General features: G+C 52.8%; 18 protein-coding genes. 11 read left to right on the top strand and 7 right to left on the bottom strand.

The window, feature by feature from the left end; genetic code table 11:
• The first annotated feature begins 7 nt into the window (after positions 1-7).
• The 8 genes from AACH87_RS21520 to AACH87_RS21485 all read left to right on the top strand — a co-directional run bounded on the left by AACH87_RS21520 (position 8) and on the right by AACH87_RS21485 (position 8,719).
• On the top strand, positions 8-796 hold the full coding sequence (locus AACH87_RS21520) for a Stp1/IreP family PP2C-type Ser/Thr phosphatase (RefSeq protein ID WP_338796601.1): 789 nt from the start codon (positions 8-10) through the stop codon (positions 794-796).
• A 43-nt stretch (positions 797-839) separates the two neighbouring features.
• A complete protein-coding gene (locus tag AACH87_RS21515; RefSeq protein ID WP_338796600.1) occupies positions 840-1,490 on the top strand; it encodes an FHA domain-containing protein in 651 nt (216 codons plus the stop codon).
• A 66-nt stretch (positions 1,491-1,556) separates the two neighbouring features.
• Entirely contained in the window at positions 1,557-3,794 is a 2,238-nt protein-coding gene (locus AACH87_RS21510; protein WP_338796599.1) for an adenylate/guanylate cyclase domain-containing protein, read from the top strand.
• A 73-nt stretch (positions 3,795-3,867) separates the two neighbouring features.
• Positions 3,868-4,662 carry a 3',5'-cyclic-nucleotide phosphodiesterase gene (locus AACH87_RS21505; RefSeq protein WP_338796598.1) on the top strand — a complete coding sequence of 265 codons (795 nt, stop codon included), beginning with the start codon at positions 3,868-3,870 and terminating at the stop codon, positions 4,660-4,662.
• A gap of 225 nt (positions 4,663-4,887) precedes the next feature.
• The gene (locus AACH87_RS21500) at positions 4,888-5,424 is read left to right on the top strand and encodes a pilin (protein WP_338796597.1); all 537 of its coding nucleotides are present in this window, start codon (positions 4,888-4,890) and stop codon (positions 5,422-5,424) included.
• 203 nt (positions 5,425-5,627) lie between these two features.
• Positions 5,628-7,361, top strand: coding sequence for a hypothetical protein (locus AACH87_RS21495; RefSeq protein ID WP_338796596.1), 1,734 nt, complete (start codon positions 5,628-5,630; stop codon positions 7,359-7,361).
• Complete coding sequence (locus tag AACH87_RS21490) at positions 7,306-7,932, top strand: pilin (protein ID WP_338796595.1); 627 nt, start codon at positions 7,306-7,308, stop codon at positions 7,930-7,932. The genes AACH87_RS21495 and AACH87_RS21490 overlap by 56 nt, the downstream gene beginning before the upstream one ends.
• A 7-nt stretch (positions 7,933-7,939) precedes the next feature.
• Positions 7,940-8,719: a pilus assembly protein gene (locus tag AACH87_RS21485; protein ID WP_338796594.1), complete on the top strand. Its 780-nt coding sequence runs from the start codon at positions 7,940-7,942 to the stop codon at positions 8,717-8,719.
• 45 nt (positions 8,720-8,764) lie between these two features.
• Here the strand turns inward: AACH87_RS21485 and AACH87_RS21480 are convergent, their stop codons facing one another.
• From AACH87_RS21480 to AACH87_RS21470, 3 genes are read right to left on the bottom strand one after another with little or no spacing between them, the layout of a single operon-like run.
• A complete protein-coding gene (locus AACH87_RS21480) occupies positions 8,765-9,535 on the bottom strand; it encodes an SDR family NAD(P)-dependent oxidoreductase (RefSeq protein WP_338796593.1) in 771 nt (256 codons plus the stop codon).
• Between the two features lie 9 nt (positions 9,536-9,544).
• Positions 9,545-10,843 (bottom strand): FAD-binding oxidoreductase, encoded by a 1,299-nt coding sequence (locus tag AACH87_RS21475; RefSeq protein ID WP_338796592.1) that lies wholly within the window; start codon positions 10,841-10,843, stop codon positions 9,545-9,547.
• Positions 10,840-11,241, bottom strand: coding sequence for a GtrA family protein (locus AACH87_RS21470; RefSeq protein WP_338796591.1), 402 nt, complete (start codon positions 11,239-11,241; stop codon positions 10,840-10,842). Before AACH87_RS21470 ends, AACH87_RS21475 begins: the two co-directional genes overlap by 4 nt.
• A gap of 40 nt (positions 11,242-11,281) precedes the next feature.
• On the opposite strand from AACH87_RS21470, the gene AACH87_RS21465 reads away from it, so the two are divergent.
• Entirely contained in the window at positions 11,282-12,166 is an 885-nt protein-coding gene (locus AACH87_RS21465) for a decaprenyl-phosphate phosphoribosyltransferase (protein WP_338796590.1), read from the top strand.
• Between the two features lie 8 nt (positions 12,167-12,174).
• Positions 12,175-12,606 (top strand): divergent PAP2 family protein, encoded by a 432-nt coding sequence (locus AACH87_RS21460; protein WP_338796589.1) that lies wholly within the window; start codon positions 12,175-12,177, stop codon positions 12,604-12,606.
• A 75-nt stretch (positions 12,607-12,681) separates the two neighbouring features.
• Here AACH87_RS21460 and moaC read toward each other — a convergent pair whose 3' ends face one another.
• The gene (gene moaC, locus AACH87_RS21455) at positions 12,682-13,194 is read right to left on the bottom strand and encodes a cyclic pyranopterin monophosphate synthase MoaC (protein ID WP_338796588.1); all 513 of its coding nucleotides are present in this window, start codon (positions 13,192-13,194) and stop codon (positions 12,682-12,684) included.
• 214 nt (positions 13,195-13,408) lie between these two features.
• Between moaC and AACH87_RS21450 the strand changes: the two genes are divergently transcribed.
• Positions 13,409-14,863, top strand: coding sequence for a M48 family metalloprotease (locus AACH87_RS21450; RefSeq protein WP_338799054.1), 1,455 nt, complete (start codon positions 13,409-13,411; stop codon positions 14,861-14,863).
• Here the strand turns inward: AACH87_RS21450 and AACH87_RS21445 are convergent.
• The 3 genes from AACH87_RS21445 to AACH87_RS21435 form a co-directional block, all read right to left on the bottom strand.
• Positions 14,831-15,184: a phage holin family protein gene (locus AACH87_RS21445; protein WP_338796587.1), complete on the bottom strand. Its 354-nt coding sequence runs from the start codon at positions 15,182-15,184 to the stop codon at positions 14,831-14,833. The two genes, AACH87_RS21450 and AACH87_RS21445, sit on opposite strands and share 33 nt — an antisense overlap.
• 225 nt (positions 15,185-15,409) lie before the next feature.
• Entirely contained in the window at positions 15,410-15,889 is a 480-nt protein-coding gene (locus AACH87_RS21440) for a hypothetical protein (protein ID WP_338796586.1), read from the bottom strand.
• Positions 15,890-15,979: 90 nt separating this feature from the next.
• Positions 15,980-16,714: a TerC family protein gene (locus AACH87_RS21435; protein ID WP_338796585.1), complete on the bottom strand. Its 735-nt coding sequence runs from the start codon at positions 16,712-16,714 to the stop codon at positions 15,980-15,982.
• Positions 16,715-17,036 lie beyond the last annotated feature (322 nt).

The following is a 17,036-nucleotide window of genomic DNA, read 5'->3' as shown; positions in this document are numbered from 1 at the left end:
AAAATCCATGACCTACGAATTTTTCGCCCAGACAGACCGTGGGCGCGTACGCGCTAATAACGAAGATGCTGTGACTGTTGATCGGGACACCCAAGTGGTGGTCTTGGCCGATGGCATGGGCGGATACAACGCTGGAGAGGTGGCCAGCGGTATGGCCATCACCTTCATCCGCACAGAAATGGGCCGTTGGCTCAGCCAGGCAGGGCCGGAACCTTCGGCGACTGATGTGCGTCGGGCCTTGGAGTTGTGCGTGGAAAACGCGAACCATGCCATTTTGGGTGCGTCTCTGTCCAACCCTCAATACGCAGGCATGGGCACGACGCTGGTGGTGGGGGTCTTTCAGCAGGATCGTCTCATCCTGGGCCATATCGGCGACTCCCGTTGCTACAGGCTCCGCAGCGGAGTCTTGCAGCAGATCACGCGAGATCATTCTTGGTTGCAGGAACAGATGGATGCGGGCATATTGACGAAGGAACAGGCCGCAGCCTCCTCCAGCCGCAATCTGGTGACCCGCGCCTTGGGAGTCGAGCCGAATGTGCAGATGGAAGTCAACGAATTCCAGGTGGCACCGAACGATCTTTTCATCATGTGCTCTGACGGTTTGACCGATATGGTCAGCGATGACGTATTGGCGCAACTGGTACGCACACCCGCTTCACTGGAAGAGAAGGCTGCGTTGCTAATTGATACAGCCAACGCCCATGGGGGGCGTGATAACGTAAGCGTATTGCTAGTGCAGGCCGCCGCGGGAGGGAAAAAGCGCGGTCTCATGTCCCGTCTTTTGGGTACCGCCTGACGGGTGGCAACAGAATAAATTACCAAATCAGGAGTAGATCATCATGCCCAGAATGATCGTTTCAATCGACGGTGTTGTCATTAAAGAAGTGCAGCTGACAAAAGAGCGCACCACGCTTGGCCGTCGTCCTTATAACGATATCGTTATTGATAACCTGGCAGTGAGCGGCGAGCACGCTGCCATTCACATGACCCCCGAGGGGGTCGAGATTGAAGACCTTGGGAGTACCAACGGTACTTATGTGAACGCCAAAGCCGTCAAGCGACAGGAACTGCGCAATGGCGACACGGTCGAGGTCGGCAAGTACAAGATCCGGTTCTTGCAAGACGCAGACGCCGAGAATTTTGAGAAAACCATGATTTTCAAGCCGGGCATGATGCCGGCCTTGGGTGCAGTCTCCCGCCCCGCCGGGCTTACGCCTACTCCGGTCCCCATGAATGCGGTGATTCGTGTTCTCTCTGGTGCTGCTGCAGGGCGTGAGGTTTCCCTGCAAAAAGTGGTGACCACCATCGGCAAACCCGGTGTCGCGGTTGCCTCCATCACCAAACGCATCCAGGGCTTTGTGCTGGCCCATGTCGAAGGGCCGGAAATGCCCATGCTCAATGGCGCCGCCATTGGCCCCACGCCAGTGCTGCTCAAGAGCGGTGACAAGCTGGAGTTGGCTGGCACCGAGATGCAATTCGAGCAAAGCTGACGTCTGCAGGCTTGGCTCACAAGGTCTTGCACTGGCGGCTAAGCTGTTTTTCTACGGAACTTATTGGTGTTTCGTCGCTGGCACCGCATTCTCGTCACGCTGGTTCCGCTGCTGCTGGCCCTTTTGCATGTCAGTGGGGTTCTCACCCTGCCGCTGGTTGAGCGGCTGGATCGCATTTTTTATGACACCCGCCTTCGCTGGGCAAGCCCAGCCCAGCTGGATGAGCGCATTGTCATCATTGACATTGATGAAAAGAGCATTGAGCGGATAGGACGCTGGCCCTGGGGCAGAGATAAGGTGGCCACCTTGACCCAGGAACTGCTGGGCAGGCAGCGCGCTGCAGTGGTTGGGTTCGATGTTGTCTTTGCCGAGCATGACCGTAGCTCGGGCCTCGACACCTTGCGTTCCCTGGAACGTGGACCTCTTTCCAAAACGCCCGGCTTTTCGGATCAGCTTGCACGTCTTGCCCCGGCCTTAGACCACGACGCGCTCTTTGCACAAAGCCTGCGCGGGCAAGCGGCTGTGTTGGGCTTCTATTTCACCAGCGATCGCCAGGGCCATGTTCAGGGCGCCCTGCCCGCACCGGTCCTTCAGCCGGACCAATTGCGCGGTCGGCCTCTGGCTGCAACTACTTGGTCAGGGTACGGTGCCAACCTGGATGAATTCAGCCAGGCAGCTGCGGCATCAGGGTTCTTCAACACCATTGGTGATTCGGATGGCGTGATACGAAGTGTGCCCCTGCTGGCGGAATATCGGGGACGGTACTACGAGTCCCTCTCGCTGGCCATGTTCCGGGTGATGATGGGGGGGCCAAAAGTCGAGCCCGGCTTCCCTGTCACCCCGTCGCTTGGGACGCACGATACCTTGGAGGCTTTGGACCTAGTCGATGGCTCACGCCGCATGCAAGTGCCTGTGGACAAAAGCTTGGCCATGCTGGTTCCTTATCGGGGGCTTGGAGGACCTGATGGCGGTTCTTACCAGTACATCTCTGCCAGTGATGTCATCGAAGGCAGACTTGCAGAGGGGAGCCTTGCTGACAAGGCAGTGTTCGTCGGCACCTCCGCTCCGGGTTTGCAGGATGTTCGCGTGACCCCGATGGGGGCCGTATATCCAGGGGTCGAGGTGCATGCCAACATACTTTCTGCCTTGATGGATGGCACTTCTTTGGTGGTGCCGGATTACGCCCCCGGCTTCGACATACTTCAATTGCTGGTGGTCGGGCTATTGCTGGCATTCGGTCTGTCGATGCTTTCTGTGGGCCCAGCCATGTGCCTGAGCCTTGGCGTATTCATGGCTATCCTGGGGCTGAACTTTTGGCTTTACCGTGAGCATGGCTTGGTAATGCCCCTGGCTACTGTTGGCCTTCTGGTGATCACCTCATCGGTGGTGAGCATGTCGCATGGCTATTTTTTCGAGAGTCGCACCAAGCGTGCTCTCGCAACGCGTTTCCGCTCCTACGTTCCCCCAGAGTTGGTGGACGAAATGCTCAAGCAGCCTGAGCACTACAGCATGCAGGCCGACAGCCGAGAGCTGACGGTGATGTTTTGTGACATGCGTGGCTTCACGGCCCTGTCTGAATGCATGCCGCCCGTGCAGTTGCAGAGTCTGCTCAATAACGTCTTTACGCGCCTCACCCGCGTGATCCAGGCAGAGCGCGGCACCATTGACAAATACATGGGCGACTGCGTGATGGCCTTCTGGGGTGCACCCGTGCCCGCCCAAGATCACGCGCAACGCTCCGTCCATGCTGCTCTGGGCATGGTCAAGGCTGTGCAGGAACTGAATGAACAGCACAAGGCGCAAGGGCTGCCCGAAATTGGTGTGGGCATAGGCCTTAACACGGGTTCCATGTGCGTGGGTGACATGGGCTCTGACCTGCGCCTGAGCTACACCGTGATTGGCGACGCTGTCAACCTAGGCTCACGCCTGGAAGGTCTGTGCAAAACCTATGGCGTGCAGATCGTGGCCAGTGAATTCACACAAGCCCAAAGCTCCGGATTCTTGTGGCAGGAGTTAGATTGCGTCCGCGTCAAAGGCAAGGCCCAAGCGGTAACTATCTATACCCCGATGGTTAAAGAGCAGCACGCTACAGTTCAGCAACAGGCAGAGTTGGCGAAATGGGTGCAATTTCTCACACACTACCGCAGTCAAAACTGGGAACAATGTAGGTCGCAACTGAAAGCCCTACTCCAGTTACAGCCCCAATCGGTGCTCTACGCTCTGTATGAAAGCAGGGTGCAACACCTGTCATCCCTGCCGCTTCAAGCTGACTGGGATGGCGCTACAGCCTTTGAGACCAAATGACACGAAAACCCTGCTCGCCCATATGGAGTCGCGCTAAAACAGGCTGTGCGCTCACCTCCATGGTGGAGATGCCATGAAAGTGCGCGTGCTGGGCTGCTCCGGTGCCATTGCCCAGGGCTGCCGTACCACGTCCTTTCTGATCAATCACAACATCCTGATCGACGCAGGCACAGGGGTGGGTGATCTGACGCTGGAAGAGATGCGCCGCATCGACCATGTTTTTCTCACCCATTCGCATCTGGACCATATCGCCGCCCTGCCCTTGATGCTGGATTCGGTCTCATCGCTGCGCAACCAGCCTGTTCAGGTGCATGCCCTGCCTGCCACCGTCGCCGCGCTACAGGCCCATGTGTTCAACAACACCATATGGCCTGACTTTTCCCGCATTCCTTCGGCGCAATCACCGCTCTTGCAGTTCGCTCCATTGGCGGAAGGTGTCCAGGTTTGTGTGAATGACACCCCCATTCAAGTGCTGTCAGCCGTCCACACCGTGCCCGCTGTAGGCTACGCTGTGCAAGGGGAGGACGCGTGGTGGGTATTCACAGGTGACACGGAGCACAACCCTGCCTTGTGGCCCCAGTTGGAAGCTCTACGTACGGGCCCTGCCGCCAAACCCATTGGCATGCTGGTGATCGAAACCGCCTTCAGCAACCGTGAAAGCAGCCTCGCGCGCCGTAGTCTGCATTTCTCGCCTGCCTCCCTGGCGCGAGAGCTTGCCACCATGCCCTCAGGCCATAGTTATCCCGTCTACATTACTCACACCAAACCGTCGGAGTCGGAGCGTATCTTGGAAGAGATCACGGCTGGTTTAGAAGGTCAGCCATACGACATCCGATGGCTCAGGGCAGGCCAAACCTTCCACCTGTAACCTCGCGTGTCGCCTGTGACAAGGATGGCAGAACAAAAATGTCATCTCCTTGGGTTCGAGGACACAAATGGGGTTCAATTGTTAACACCAAGGGCGCAGATTGTTACCAGTAGAGGGCAGTCGGATCCAAAAGCAGGCTGGCACGATCCCTGCTCTTACTATCACAGCCTGAAGACTTATCGACAGGTTTTCATTTGCAAGTTTTTTTACCCTGAGGAGTGAGTTATGAAGCGTTCTCTGCAAAAAGGTTTTACCCTGATCGAACTGATGATCGTGGTGGCCATCATTGGTATTCTGGCGGCTGTGGCTCTGCCTGCCTATCAAGATTACACCGTTCGCACGCGCGTGACCGAAGGTTTGACATTGGCTGCTGGAGCCAAGTCCATGGTTAACGAAGTTGCTACTGCCAACGATCTGGTGGTTGCGGCTAACACATGGAATGCTCAACAAAGCAATACAGGTGCCACGTCCAAGTACGTTAATTCAGTACAAATCAGTTCGACTACCGGACAAATCACCATCACCTACAACAACGCCACAGTTGGTGCTATTCCTGCGAACGCCACCTTGAACCTGAGGCCATTCATCAAGACCAATGGAACTACGTTCCAAACACTGGACGCTGCGATCACCGCTGGTAACTCTGGTGCAGTGGACTGGGCATGCGCTTCTGTGACGCAAACTGCAGCTACTCAACGCACTATGACTGGTACAACAGCGGGCACGCTGCCCGCCAAGTTTGCTCCAGCCGAGTGCCGCTAATTATTACTGTATGACTCGTTGATCAAAAAGGGGGCATTAGCCCCCTTTTTTTTTAAATACTGGCTATGTTTATCAAAGATTATCGTCTACGCCATTTCTTTCTACTTTTTTTTGTAGTCTTGACAGTCTCGTATATTTATTATCCGACGCTAAGTTTTCAGTATGTTTGGGACGATAAGCTATTGATATTGAATGACGCTAGGATGCAGTCTGGAGATTTGACGTGGGGGGCGATTTCACGTCCCGTTTTAGAAAAGACTACCTACTTTCGACCTTTGGTTTTTTTAACCTATTTTTATGAGGTTAAGTTTTTTGGGCTTAATCCGGGTAGTGCCCATCTAAACAATTTAATAATATTTTTATTAAATGTATGTTTGGCTTATTTTTTGTCTGGTGAGATATTTAAGCGCCTAGGGATTGTGAATCTTGATTGGATGGTGGTGCTTTTATATGCCTTTCATCCAGTGCTCGTTGAGTCTAATGCATGGTTGGCCGGCCGTTTTGACTTGATGGTTACGACCTTCATGTTTCTGTCTTTGTACCTCTATTTGAAGATGGACGCTTCAATAAAGCGAGACTTCTTCCTAGCGCTCAGTTTGCTTTTGGGTTTGCTTAGCAAAGAGATGGCTATCACGGTTCCTTTGTTAATAGTCATATTGTATCTAATTTCCAATCCCGGTTTTGGTCTTTGGGAAGCTGTTATTAATTTTGCGAAAAATAATAAGAGGCTAATATGTTTTTATGCCTGTGTAATTATTTTTTACTTCTCTTTGCGATACGCTTCGGTGGGGGGGGTCTATCATTTCAAAGAGGCATCTGAAGCCAGTCAGGGTTATGGATTATTTTATCCTGTTTATACTTTGGCTTTTTATTTGCATCAAATGTTGATTCCTTTTTTTGATATCAATCCCCAGCACAACGCAACTCTCGAATTGGAAAAGGGCTATCAAAACTACTTCACATATTTTTTTGTAGGCTTTTATCTGATTGTATTAGCTCTGGGAGCGCTCAAGAATAGGTCATGGGCATGGGTTGGCTTGCTGGGGATGATAAGTTTATCTCCAGTTCTTAATATTATTCCTATGACTATAGGTGGCAACATTGGTCATGAGCGATTTTTGGCTGCGCCTTTGTTATTTTTTTTGATATTTATCGTTTGCGCCTTTAGTGTTGTGGTGAGGTTGCTTGCAGGAAAAATTCTCTTAAAGGTGGCTCTGACTATTCTTGGCGGAAGTTTTGTAATAGGCTCGATATTTACAACAAGCAGCGTGATTCCCATATGGAGAACAAATTACACACTTTGGGCGTGGATGTACCAAAAAACCCCCGCTATTGATTATGTTTCCACTGCGTATTTTCTGGCTCTTCTGGAAGATAAAAGATTTGAAGAGTTTGAACGCGAATACGAAAAAATTTTGGAAGACAAAGATAATATAACACCTGCTCAAATGGTGTTCTATTCAACTTATCTTTTGGAGCAACGCAGCCCTTTGGCAGCTAAGAGCATTGAGACTGCCATTGATTTGGTAAAGAAAAAGTTGAATGAGAAGAAGAACAATGTTCTGGGTTCTATCAATGCTGCATCGGGCATGCTCTATTTTTTATATATAGATAAGGCGCTTGCTTTGGCAACTATCGATGGAGATGTGAAGTCTGCCTTAGAAGCTAGCTTGACCGCTGATGCCTGGAAATCTGCGGATAGTTCTCCAAACTATGAGGCGCTGTGGCATCGACTTGCATATTTTTATGCATTAGATGATCTTGAAAATGCGCGCAAGCTTTATTTGGAAATAAAAAATTTTTCCAACGTTGGAGGTAAAAATTTAATGCACTCTTATTTTGACGTGGTTTATAGGCACTGTTTAAGGCATCACAAGGAAGATGATATTTTTTGTCAAGAAAAAGCGCGAAATTCTATCAATCACTTTTATCCTTAAAGAGGTGGTCATGAAGTGCAATGCAGCCAATAAAGGTTTCACCCTGATTGAACTGATGGTTGTGGTTGCAATAATAGGGTTGCTTGCAGCAATTGCAGTTCCTGCCTACCAATCTTATATTGTGCGATCTCGCGTTGTAGAGGGATTGCTGTTAACTGCAGAGGCAAAGCAGGAAATCGCTGCTAATGGCATATCTAATGCGGCCGCCCTTGCGGCAACAGCTGAGTTGTGGAATGCCCGTATGAACGCTACAGGTAATCAAAGCAAATACGTGCAATCCACGCTGATGGATTCCATCACTGGAGAATTGACTGTGACTTTCACATCGAATGTCGGTGGTGGAGCATCGTCAAAAACTTTATTGTTAAGCCCCCAAATGCGTACCGGAGCGACGAAAGCTATTTCTCTACCTGCGTATTTCCTAGGTCCCAGTGCGGAGGCTACGCTAGACTGGCTTTGTTTATCTTCTGCTGGAGCGGGCGCAGGTACGCGTGCTCAACAATATGGATTTACAGCTCCTGTTGCGACTGCCACATTGCCAGCTAGTATTGCACCCTCTGAGTGTCGCTAATTTTTTTATGAGTCGTTTTAAGTTTGCTGCACGTTATGCGGCTATTCATTTTTTGATATCTTGTTTTCTTGCTAGTTGTGCGGCACTAATTGTCTTGGTGATATGGTATCCAGCACCCTATGACTTACTTTCTGGGGGGAGGGGTATATTTATATTAATGTTACTCATTGATATTATTTGTGGGCCCCTCTTGACTTTATTGCTTGCAAATCCAAATAAAAGGCGCGTTGCCCTGCGTGTAGATATGGGGTTGATAGCCGTAATTCAATTGTCTGCACTTTTTTTGGGGTTTTGGACTTCTTATCAGGCGCGTCCATTATTTTTGGTGCATGAGATTGATCGATTTCGAGTAATTACACTGAGTGAGCTATCTTCCTCGGAAGATGAAAGAGATTTTCGGAAGTTGCCCTTATCACTTCGGCCGGTATTCTGGAGGGGACCTTCTGTAGTTGGAATTCGTTCTCCATTAAATCCAGAAGAGCGAGGAAAGGTGCTTTTTGAATCATTAATGGGGCGAGCTGATTATGCTCAACGTATTGAATTCTATATCCCCTACGATGATGTTTATAGAAAAAAGGTTCTTGAACGTGCTAAGAGTGTAATGACGCTCCTAGCCGTGTATCCTCACTTGGAAGTCAGTATTAAAAAGATGGCGCACCAAAGCAATTTGGCTGTGAGTGAGTTATTGTTTTTACCCGTCATTCATAGGCAAGATTGGATCGCAATAATGGATAGTTCTGCCAGAATTCTTGGATTTCTTCCAGGGGATGGATTTTTGAGCCAATGAGTGATTTTTCTAGCGGCTCTTTTTGTGATTATGTAATTTGATGATTTATATGCGAATTTTGTTAAAAATAAAAGAAGGGAGGTGGCGTATTAGAAACATAATTATCCCCCATTTTTTTGGGGTATATAATTGTGTCTTGTGTTTATTTGATGCTTCAACAATTTCTAGTGCTACCGTTTCTGCGCTAGCTAGCGAAGCTCCTGCGGCCTGAAGATGTCTGGTCATGGGCGTCGCGGTTGGGCCGGGTTTCACTAAAAGAATGCTTAAATTATGACAATGCCCTGCAATACGATGTTGAAGTCCTTCTATGTATCTATGTACCATGGCTTTTGCTGCCCCATAAACGTAGTTAGACTGACGACCGCGATCACCAGCTACTGAGCCGATGACAATAATTCGACCAAAATCTGCTTTCGCCATAAATTTTGCAAAACCCTCAGTAAATAGAATGGGTGAAATTCCATTGATTTCGAGTGCTGCACGACAGACGTTCAGATTGTGTTGGCATTCTTCTTGATTAGGTAGCGCACCTTGAGCAATGAGCACGATGTCTGGTAGCCGTTCTTCGCAAATTAGTTGGGTAGTTTCTTGAATGGATTTTTCGTCTAGGAAGTTTACAAAAATGCTAGATATAGAAGATTGAGGCGAACGAATTTTTAAATCTGATGTTATCTGTTTCAGCTTTAACTCATCACGACCTATGAGAATAAGCTCTGCTGATTGAGCTGTTAGCCATATTTTTGCGCACTGGTTTGCAATTGCGGATGTGGCTCCGACAATGATGATGCGTCGAAAGAGCGGTTGGGTATCAAGCATAAATAAAAACTAGCTGCCGAAAAGTCGACGTGACATAGAAGATGTAATTCCAGGATCTCTAAAGGGCAAAAATTTCTCAAGACTAGGATAAGTTTTGACGAACATTTTGCTACTCATGCGATTGTCTTTTGCGAGATATAGCGCACCTCCGGCTTCTTCTACGATACTGTCCAATCGCTTAAAGAGCGCCAGAGTTTTAACGTTTCGGTTTGGAAAGTCGAGCGCTAGTGTTACTCCTGGCCGAGCAAAACTCAAGAGTCCAGATGAGGGGCGTTTACCAAAGGTCTTAAGTACTGCAAGAAAAGAACCCTCTCTGGCACGTGATATTTCTTTTAACATTTCTCGTGTTGCATCAAGACCTGTCTCTCTAGGTATCACACTTTGATATTGATAAAATCCATTAGGTCCATACAAGCGGTTCCACTCTAAAACTCCGTCAAGAGGATAAAAGAAATCTTTGTAGTTGACGATGGATTTTCCTGATCTGCCTCGTTGTATCCAATAATATGCAGTGTTAAAAAAACTTAGAGTGAACTTATTTACGGGGGAAATGGGTGGAGTGAAGAATATTTTTTTTGGTTTTGATGCTGTTTTTTCTCTTTCAATATGTTTTGAGGGATTGGCTCGCATGAAAATGCCTCGTGTATTTATGCCAGCCAAGCAGTCGATCCAAGAAACAGTGTGTTCCCATTTGGACTCACTTGAGTCTGATAATGAGAAAAAATCTTCCAGTCCTTGAAATGGAATGGTTTCAGATTCCAGCCATGGGCCGCTGACTTGTTTGAGTTGAATCTCTGCTTTTAGGATGACTCCTGTAAGGCCCATTCCTCCTATGGTCGCCTCAAACCATTCGGAATTAACACTTCTGCTGCATTCAATCTCTTGCCCGTTCGTACGGAGTAGCCATAAGCGAATGATGTGATCGCCAAAGGTTCCAAAGGCATGATGATTCTTTCCATGAACATCATTTGCAATTGCCCCACCTACAGTGACGAGTTGAGTTCCTGGAGTAACAGGGAGCATCCACCCCCGCGATAAAAATGTTTGTTGAACGTCCTTTAAAAGTACGCCAGCCTCAGTCGTCAAGCGACCTGTCTCTGGATTCCAGGAGCAGAAGTTACTGAGCCCTTGAGTATTCCAGAGAAAGCCGTTTGGATTAAGACAAATATCACCATAGCTTCGACCGTTACCGAATGCTAGACCCGGGAATTTTTCTTTAATTTCTATCTTTGATTGTTGAGGTGAGGTTAATAAAACTACTTGATGTAGCTTTGAATCCAGTCTTCCCCAAGATTGAACTAGCTTCATTGACGGGCCTTGAAGACAAATTTTTTATCTAGTTGATATTTTGCAATGTATCCGATTATGAGCCCCAAGGTGCCTCCCAAATATCTGAATACAGCAGATCCATCAGAAATTTTGTGAAAAATAAATTCAAACATCCAAAAAATGGCTGTGGTAAGCACCCCCATCATGGAATAAAGCACGAATGTCTTGGTGTTGTGTGCAGTACATTTTGTCTTGAAATTAAAAATATAATTTTTATCTAGTAGGTATTTAACAACCAAGCCAGCCATTGTGCCGCACAGCACAGAACCCTGAATTGCATACTTATCAGTGTAAATCTCCAAAAAAACATGCTGTGTGGTGATATTGACAATAGTTGCTACTGCCGCGAGCAAAGCGTAGATGAAAGCTAGCTTCATGATGCAGAATTCACACTTCAATAGTCTTTAAATAAACGGTATGGATGATACCCCCTGGCCTTCCTCAGCTCTCTTCAAGTTGGGTGGCTTCCTGAGGCTCATGAGACCCCGGCAATGGATCAAGAACAGTTTCGTCATTGCACCTTTGGTATTTGCCGGTCAATTCAAGGACATGCATGCTGTGGTGCAGGCCTTGGTGGCTGCTATCCTTTTTTGTATCGCCTCTTCTGCCGCTTATATCGTCAACGATCTCAAGGACATTGATAGGGACAGGAGCCATCCATCCAAATCTAGAACGCGTCCGTTAGCCACGGGTGCCGTGTCTGTGCCGCAAGCTCTGGTGTTGTTAGCGTTGCTTTACGGTGTGCTGATTTGGAGCTGGTTCTTCCACCCCTCAGTAGTCGCTGTTATTTGCGTGTACTTGGCAATGAACTTAGCGTACAGCTTTGGTTTGAAACACCAGCCAGTGGTCGATATTTTTACGGTTGCCTTCGGTTTTGTTCTGCGTGTTTATGCTGGTGCGCAAGCACTCGCGGTGCCAGTTTCGTCGTGGATGTTCATAACCACCCTGTGTCTTGCCCTGTACTTGGCTGCAATCAAGCGCCGGCAAGAATTAAGTCAACGAGGTAGCGAAAGCCGTGAAGTGTTGCAACGGTACACGGTGGAGTTGATAGACAGGTATGCAGAGATGGCTGCCACGGGAGCGTTGGTTTTCTACAGCATGTTCGTCATGTCTGCGCAACCGGATTTGGTCATTACTGTCCCTGTTGTGTTGTTTGGTCTGTTTCGCTACTGGTTCGTAGTGGAAAAAATGCAAGGTGGCGAGTCCCCAACGGATGTACTTTTAGGAGATGTTCCTTTGCTTGTCACGGTGGTTACTTGGGTCTCTCTGTGCGTTTGGGTTTTGTGGCCTGCAGCATCATGAGCGTAACCATGACTAACTGGGACTTTGGTTATCCTGCAACGCCATTGATGGCTTGGCTTGTTGCAGGCTCCCTGAAATTTATGGTGAACAGCATCAAGGCCAAGCGTTGGGCGATTGATTTGGTTGGCTATGGAGGAATGCCAAGCACACACAGCGCAATCGTCAGCTCGATGGCTTTCTTAGTGGCTTTGAGGGAAGGGATTGGCCATCCTGCCTTTGGGGTGGCTCTGACGTTGGCATTTGTTGTCATGCTGGACGCCGCGAGCCTGCGTAGGCAGGTAGGAAAGCATGCCGAAGCCATCAACAAGCTCGCGCGCGAGCACCAACTCAAGCCCCTGCGCGAACGTGTAGGACACCACAAGATTGAAATCGCCGCAGGAGCGCTTGTGGGAATGTGCGTTGCGCTAGCAATAGATTGGATATCGCGGTATGGGTGGTGATGCTACCGACACACATTTACGCGTACAAAAATATCCCTAGGTTCACTTCTGTACATGCAGAATCTATTTGGCGCTTTAAGCAATAGAGTAATCTCCTGACTTCCCCCCCCGCTTCTCCCTCACCCTCACATCCCTTACCACCATCCCCCTGTCCGCCGCCTTGCACATGTCATAAATCGTGAGCAAAGCGATCTGCACTGCGGTCAGGGCTTCCATCTCCACGCCGGTGGGGCCTACGGTCTCTACCGTGGCTGAGCAAAATATGCCTGTAGCGCCCGGGATATGGGCGCTGGCAGCTTCAAATTCGATAGCAACGCGCGTCAGTGCCAGGGGGTGGCACAGCGGGATCAGATCGCTGGTCTTTTTGGCGGCCATGATGCCTGCGATGCGGGCGATGCCCAGCACGTCGCCTTTCTTGGCTGTGCCCGATTCGATCAGTGCCAAGGTTTCGGGTTGCATTTCGATGTGGCCTGTGGCTACGGCCACACGGTGGGTGGCGGCTTTGGCGCCTACGTCCACCATGTGGGCTTGGCCTTGTGCGTCGAAGTGGGTGAGGGGGCTGGTGGGGTGATCTGGTGTGTCGGACATGGCGAAATTCGGTGTGGTCTGGCACGCTTTGATGCAAGCCGTGCGAAACAATCTGCGGGTCAGGGCATCATACGGCTGCGCGCGCCGGGGTGGCGCTGCGGGGCCGGGCATTCTGGCCGGGAGATGATACGTGCTTAGATTCTGGAAGAAAAAGCCTCTGGCGCAGGTTGCTCAAGCGCTGGCAGCTACTTTTTTGATAGCTAATGGCGCAGTGTTGCCTCTGCCCGTGGCAGCCCAAGCCAGCCTTCCCACGCTGGGGGATGGCAGCGATCTGACCAGCAGCCAAGAGCGGCGCTTGGGCGACCGCATCATCCGCGAACTGTATCGGGACCCGGATTACATCGACGACCCGGTGATTGCCGAATACGTCCAAGGCATCTGGCAGCCTTTGATTGCCGCATCGCGTTCACGCGGGGAGCTGTCGGCTGAGCTGGATGAGCGCTTTGCCTGGGAGGTGCTGCTCGGGCGTGACCGCACGGTCAATGCCTTTGCCCTGCCGGGGGGCTATCTGGGCCTGCACCTGGGGCTGGTGGGAGTGGTGGGAACGCGGGATGAGTTGGCTTCGGTGCTAGCGCACGAACTCAGCCACGTCACGCAGCGGCACATTTCCCGCCTGCTGACCCAGCAAAGCAGGCAGACACCGCTGCTCTTGGGGGCGATGGTGCTGGGCGCATTGGCGGCCAGCAAGAACCCCGGGGCCACGCAGGCGCTGGTGGTGGGCGGCCAGGCTTTGGCGGTGCAGAACCAGCTCAACTTCTCGCGTGACATGGAGCGCGAGGCTGACCGTGTGGGCATGAGCCTGATGGAGCCCGCTGGCTTTGCGCCTCAGGGGTTTGTGGGCATGTTTGAAAAGCTGCAGCAGGCCAACCGTATCAACGACAACGGAAGCTGGCCCTACCTGCGCAGCCACCCCCTCACCACCCAGCGCATTGCCGACATGCAGTCACGCTTGCCTTCCGGCGGTCTGGCTGCCCACCCCCCGGCCCCCTTGCAGGCAGAGCACGCCATGGTGACGGCGCGGGCCCGGGTGCTCTCCAACCCCGGTGTGGATGTGCTGCGGCAATGGATGGCGGAGCCGCAGGGTACGGGTTTTGCGGCACTGCCTTCCGCCCGCAAGGCCGGGGTGCTGTATGCCGCAGCGCTGGCCAGCAGCCAGCTGCGCGATGCCGCAGGAGCCCGGCGCCTGGCACAGCAACTGCAGGGCGTCGTCAAGGGGGATGCGCCAGCCGCGCGTTTGGCGCAACTTCTGCTGGCAGAGGTGGAGCTGGCGGACGGCAACGCAGCCGCTGCCCGGGCCGCCCTGCCTGCGGGCGACACCCGCCGCCCTGAGCTACTGTTGCACACGCAGATTGCCTTGCGCACAGGGCAGGCGCAGGAGGTGACGGGACCCCTGCAGACCTGGCTGGCGGTGCATCCGCGCGATGCTGGCGCATGGCAGGCCATGGCCGGGGTGTGGAATGCGCAGGGCCAAGCCTTGCGCGCCGTGCGTGCCGAGGCCGAAATGCAGGTGGCTCGCTATGACTACGCTGCGGCGGTGGATCGCTTCAAGGCGGGGCAGGACCTGGCGCGGCGCAGTACCTCGGCAGAGGACCATTTCGAGGCGTCCATCATCGACACCCGCTTGCGCGACGTGCAGTTACTTCTGAGAGAACAGACCGCCGAGCGCTGATTCGATGACCAGCCCGACGGCGGAGTACAGCAGCGAGCCCAGCAGCGCAGCCCCGAAGCCGTTGACGTGGAAACCATCGAGCACGCTGGCCGCGGCCCAGAACATCAGCGCATTGATGACAAAGAGGAACAGGCCCACGGTGACGACGGTTACCGGCAAGGTCAGGATGACCAGCACGGGGCGTAGCACCACGTTGAAAAGCCCGATGACGAAGGCTGCAATCAGTGCGGAACCAAAGCTCTGCACCTGCACACCGCTGTAGACGTAGGCCACAAACAACAGCGCCGCGGCACTGAGCAGCCACTTCAGGAGGAGTTTCATCCGCACAGGATAGCACTGCAGGGTGTCAGCAGGGCTTCGCAGCCAAGGGTGGGAGTGTGTGATCCGGCTTTCGCCTGCCGAACCGCTCAGGCTGAGCCTACTGAAGTGCCGTGCAGGGTTTCGACAGGCTCAACCGGAACGGATGTTTCGGTTTCAAGCCTGCCCCGCAGCGTTTGGTCAGGCGGTATCCCCGCTGTGCGGAGTGCACTGCAGAGACCGCACCGTTCAATCCAGGCCCAGGGCCCAGAGGGTGCCGCAGCCTGTAATCACACTCCCCAGCATCCGAGGCCATGTAGACAGGCGAGGTGCGTGCTCCGCGCGCACGCTGGCGGGCGATGCCGTGTTGGCGGTATCCGTGCGTGGCTTGCGGGCGTCCACCACGGGGGCGGGTTGGGCCCCGGTGGCGCGGATCTGGGCCTGCAGCTCTTCCGTCAGCTCGGGCAAAGGGGTTTTGGCCAGCACGGTGGTGAACTGGCCTGAGCGCAGCCCTACGGCGGGCACCAGCTGGTCAAACAGCCGATCTGCCCACTTGCCGCGCCAGCTTTCACGGGCGCTGTGACTTACCCATTTGCTGATGCGGTGGGTCATCCGCGGGGCGCAGGCCACCAGCACCCAGTGCCTGCCAGCAGCTTGCTGGGCCACGAGGGGGGTGAGCAGCTGCTGTGCATGCTCGGCGTCGTCCACGTACACAATGATTTTGTCCATGTTGCAAACCACCTCGAAGCGTTTGGAAGGAAATGGTGGGCAGGCCCTCTGTCGGGCCCACCCATCCCGCCGTTGGCAGGGCAGAACCGATCAGCCGTGGGCCGCGCCACCACCGGCCGCAGCACGGCGGGCCAGGATGAGTTTGCCCACTGCCAGCACGATCAGAGCACCGGCTGCGCTGGCTGCGTACTTCACCACGTCAGACTGTGGCAGCTTCAGCATCCACTGCCACTTGTCGGGGTTGGCCAGTGCGGGGTCGGACACCAGCATGCCACCGGCAATCCAGCCCAGCAGCATGCCGCCGAGCGTGATGATGAGCGGGAAGCGCTCCATCAGCTTGATGACCAGCTGGCTGCCCCAGACGATGATGGGGATGGAGATCAGCAGACCCAGCACCACCAGCAGGAAGGAGTGTTCGCCCGAGTTCTGGGCAGCGCCTGCAATCGCGATCACGTTGTCCACGCTCATCACCAGATCCGCCACGATGATGGTCTTGATGGCGGCCAGCAGCCGGTCGCTGCCTTGCACATCGCCGTGGCCGTCTTCTTCAGGGGCCAGCAGCTTCACGCCAATCCACACCAGCAGCAGGGCACCCGCAAACTTCAGGAATGGCAGGGCCAGCAGGGTCATGGCAAATGCAATCAGCACTACCCGCAAAACGATGGCACCTGCCGTGCCCCAGATGATGCCCTTGGCCCGTTGCTCGGGCGGCAGCTTGCGGCATGCCAGCGCAATCACGACAGCGTTGTCGCCGCCGAGCAGGATGTCGATGATGATGATCTGGCCCAGGGCCAGCCAGAATTCGGGAGATGCCAAAAAGTCCATAAAGTCCTCGGTTTTCAGGGCTGCGGAATTTCCTGAGGCCAGCAGCCAGCAGGTCCGTCCGTGTCAATCGGTCCTGGAGCGAGGGGATCAGGGAGTGGGGTGGTCCGCAGGATCTGCGGGCGACAGACGACCTTGATCACCCCGCAACGGGGCCATCAAAGGTCTTGCCCAGCACACGCCGTACGTGTGCCCAACAGGCCGGGTGGCTGTGAACCACCGTACTGACGACCTGTTGTCAGTGCCCCAACCTTGGCAGGCGGTTGTGGGCATCTGGAGCTACTCCCCTTTGGAGTGGAGGGCATTGTAAGAATTTCCCTTCAGG

Source organism: Acidovorax sp. DW039 (genome assembly GCF_037101375.1).
In the GTDB taxonomy this organism is placed as follows: Bacteria; Pseudomonadota; Gammaproteobacteria; order Burkholderiales; family Burkholderiaceae_C; genus Acidovorax.
The sequence above is the reverse complement of the archived record's forward strand: the minus strand, read 5'-3'. Positions and strand labels throughout refer to the sequence as shown.

Coding starts and splice junctions, on each gene's coding strand:
- AACH87_RS21520 (WP_338796601.1), top strand. CDS start 8: ATGACCTACGAATTTTTCGCCCAGACAGACCGTGGGCGCGTACGCGCT.
- AACH87_RS21515 (WP_338796600.1), top strand. CDS start 840: ATGCCCAGAATGATCGTTTCAATCGACGGTGTTGTCATTAAAGAAGTG.
- AACH87_RS21505 (WP_338796598.1), top strand. CDS start 3,868: ATGAAAGTGCGCGTGCTGGGCTGCTCCGGTGCCATTGCCCAGGGCTGC.
- AACH87_RS21500 (WP_338796597.1), top strand. CDS start 4,888: ATGAAGCGTTCTCTGCAAAAAGGTTTTACCCTGATCGAACTGATGATC.
- AACH87_RS21495 (WP_338796596.1), top strand. CDS start 5,628: ATGCAGTCTGGAGATTTGACGTGGGGGGCGATTTCACGTCCCGTTTTA.
- AACH87_RS21490 (WP_338796595.1), top strand. CDS start 7,306: ATGATATTTTTTGTCAAGAAAAAGCGCGAAATTCTATCAATCACTTTT.
- AACH87_RS21485 (WP_338796594.1), top strand. CDS start 7,940: ATGAGTCGTTTTAAGTTTGCTGCACGTTATGCGGCTATTCATTTTTTG.
- AACH87_RS21480 (WP_338796593.1), bottom strand. CDS start 9,535: ATGCTTGATACCCAACCGCTCTTTCGACGCATCATCATTGTCGGAGCC.
- AACH87_RS21475 (WP_338796592.1), bottom strand. CDS start 10,843: ATGAAGCTAGTTCAATCTTGGGGAAGACTGGATTCAAAGCTACATCAA.
- AACH87_RS21470 (WP_338796591.1), bottom strand. CDS start 11,241: ATGAAGCTAGCTTTCATCTACGCTTTGCTCGCGGCAGTAGCAACTATT.
- AACH87_RS21465 (WP_338796590.1), top strand. CDS start 11,282: ATGGATGATACCCCCTGGCCTTCCTCAGCTCTCTTCAAGTTGGGTGGC.
- AACH87_RS21460 (WP_338796589.1), top strand. CDS start 12,175: ATGACTAACTGGGACTTTGGTTATCCTGCAACGCCATTGATGGCTTGG.
- moaC (WP_338796588.1), bottom strand. CDS start 13,194: ATGTCCGACACACCAGATCACCCCACCAGCCCCCTCACCCACTTCGAC.
- AACH87_RS21445 (WP_338796587.1), bottom strand. CDS start 15,184: ATGAAACTCCTCCTGAAGTGGCTGCTCAGTGCCGCGGCGCTGTTGTTT.
- AACH87_RS21440 (WP_338796586.1), bottom strand. CDS start 15,889: ATGGACAAAATCATTGTGTACGTGGACGACGCCGAGCATGCACAGCAG.
- AACH87_RS21435 (WP_338796585.1), bottom strand. CDS start 16,714: ATGGACTTTTTGGCATCTCCCGAATTCTGGCTGGCCCTGGGCCAGATC.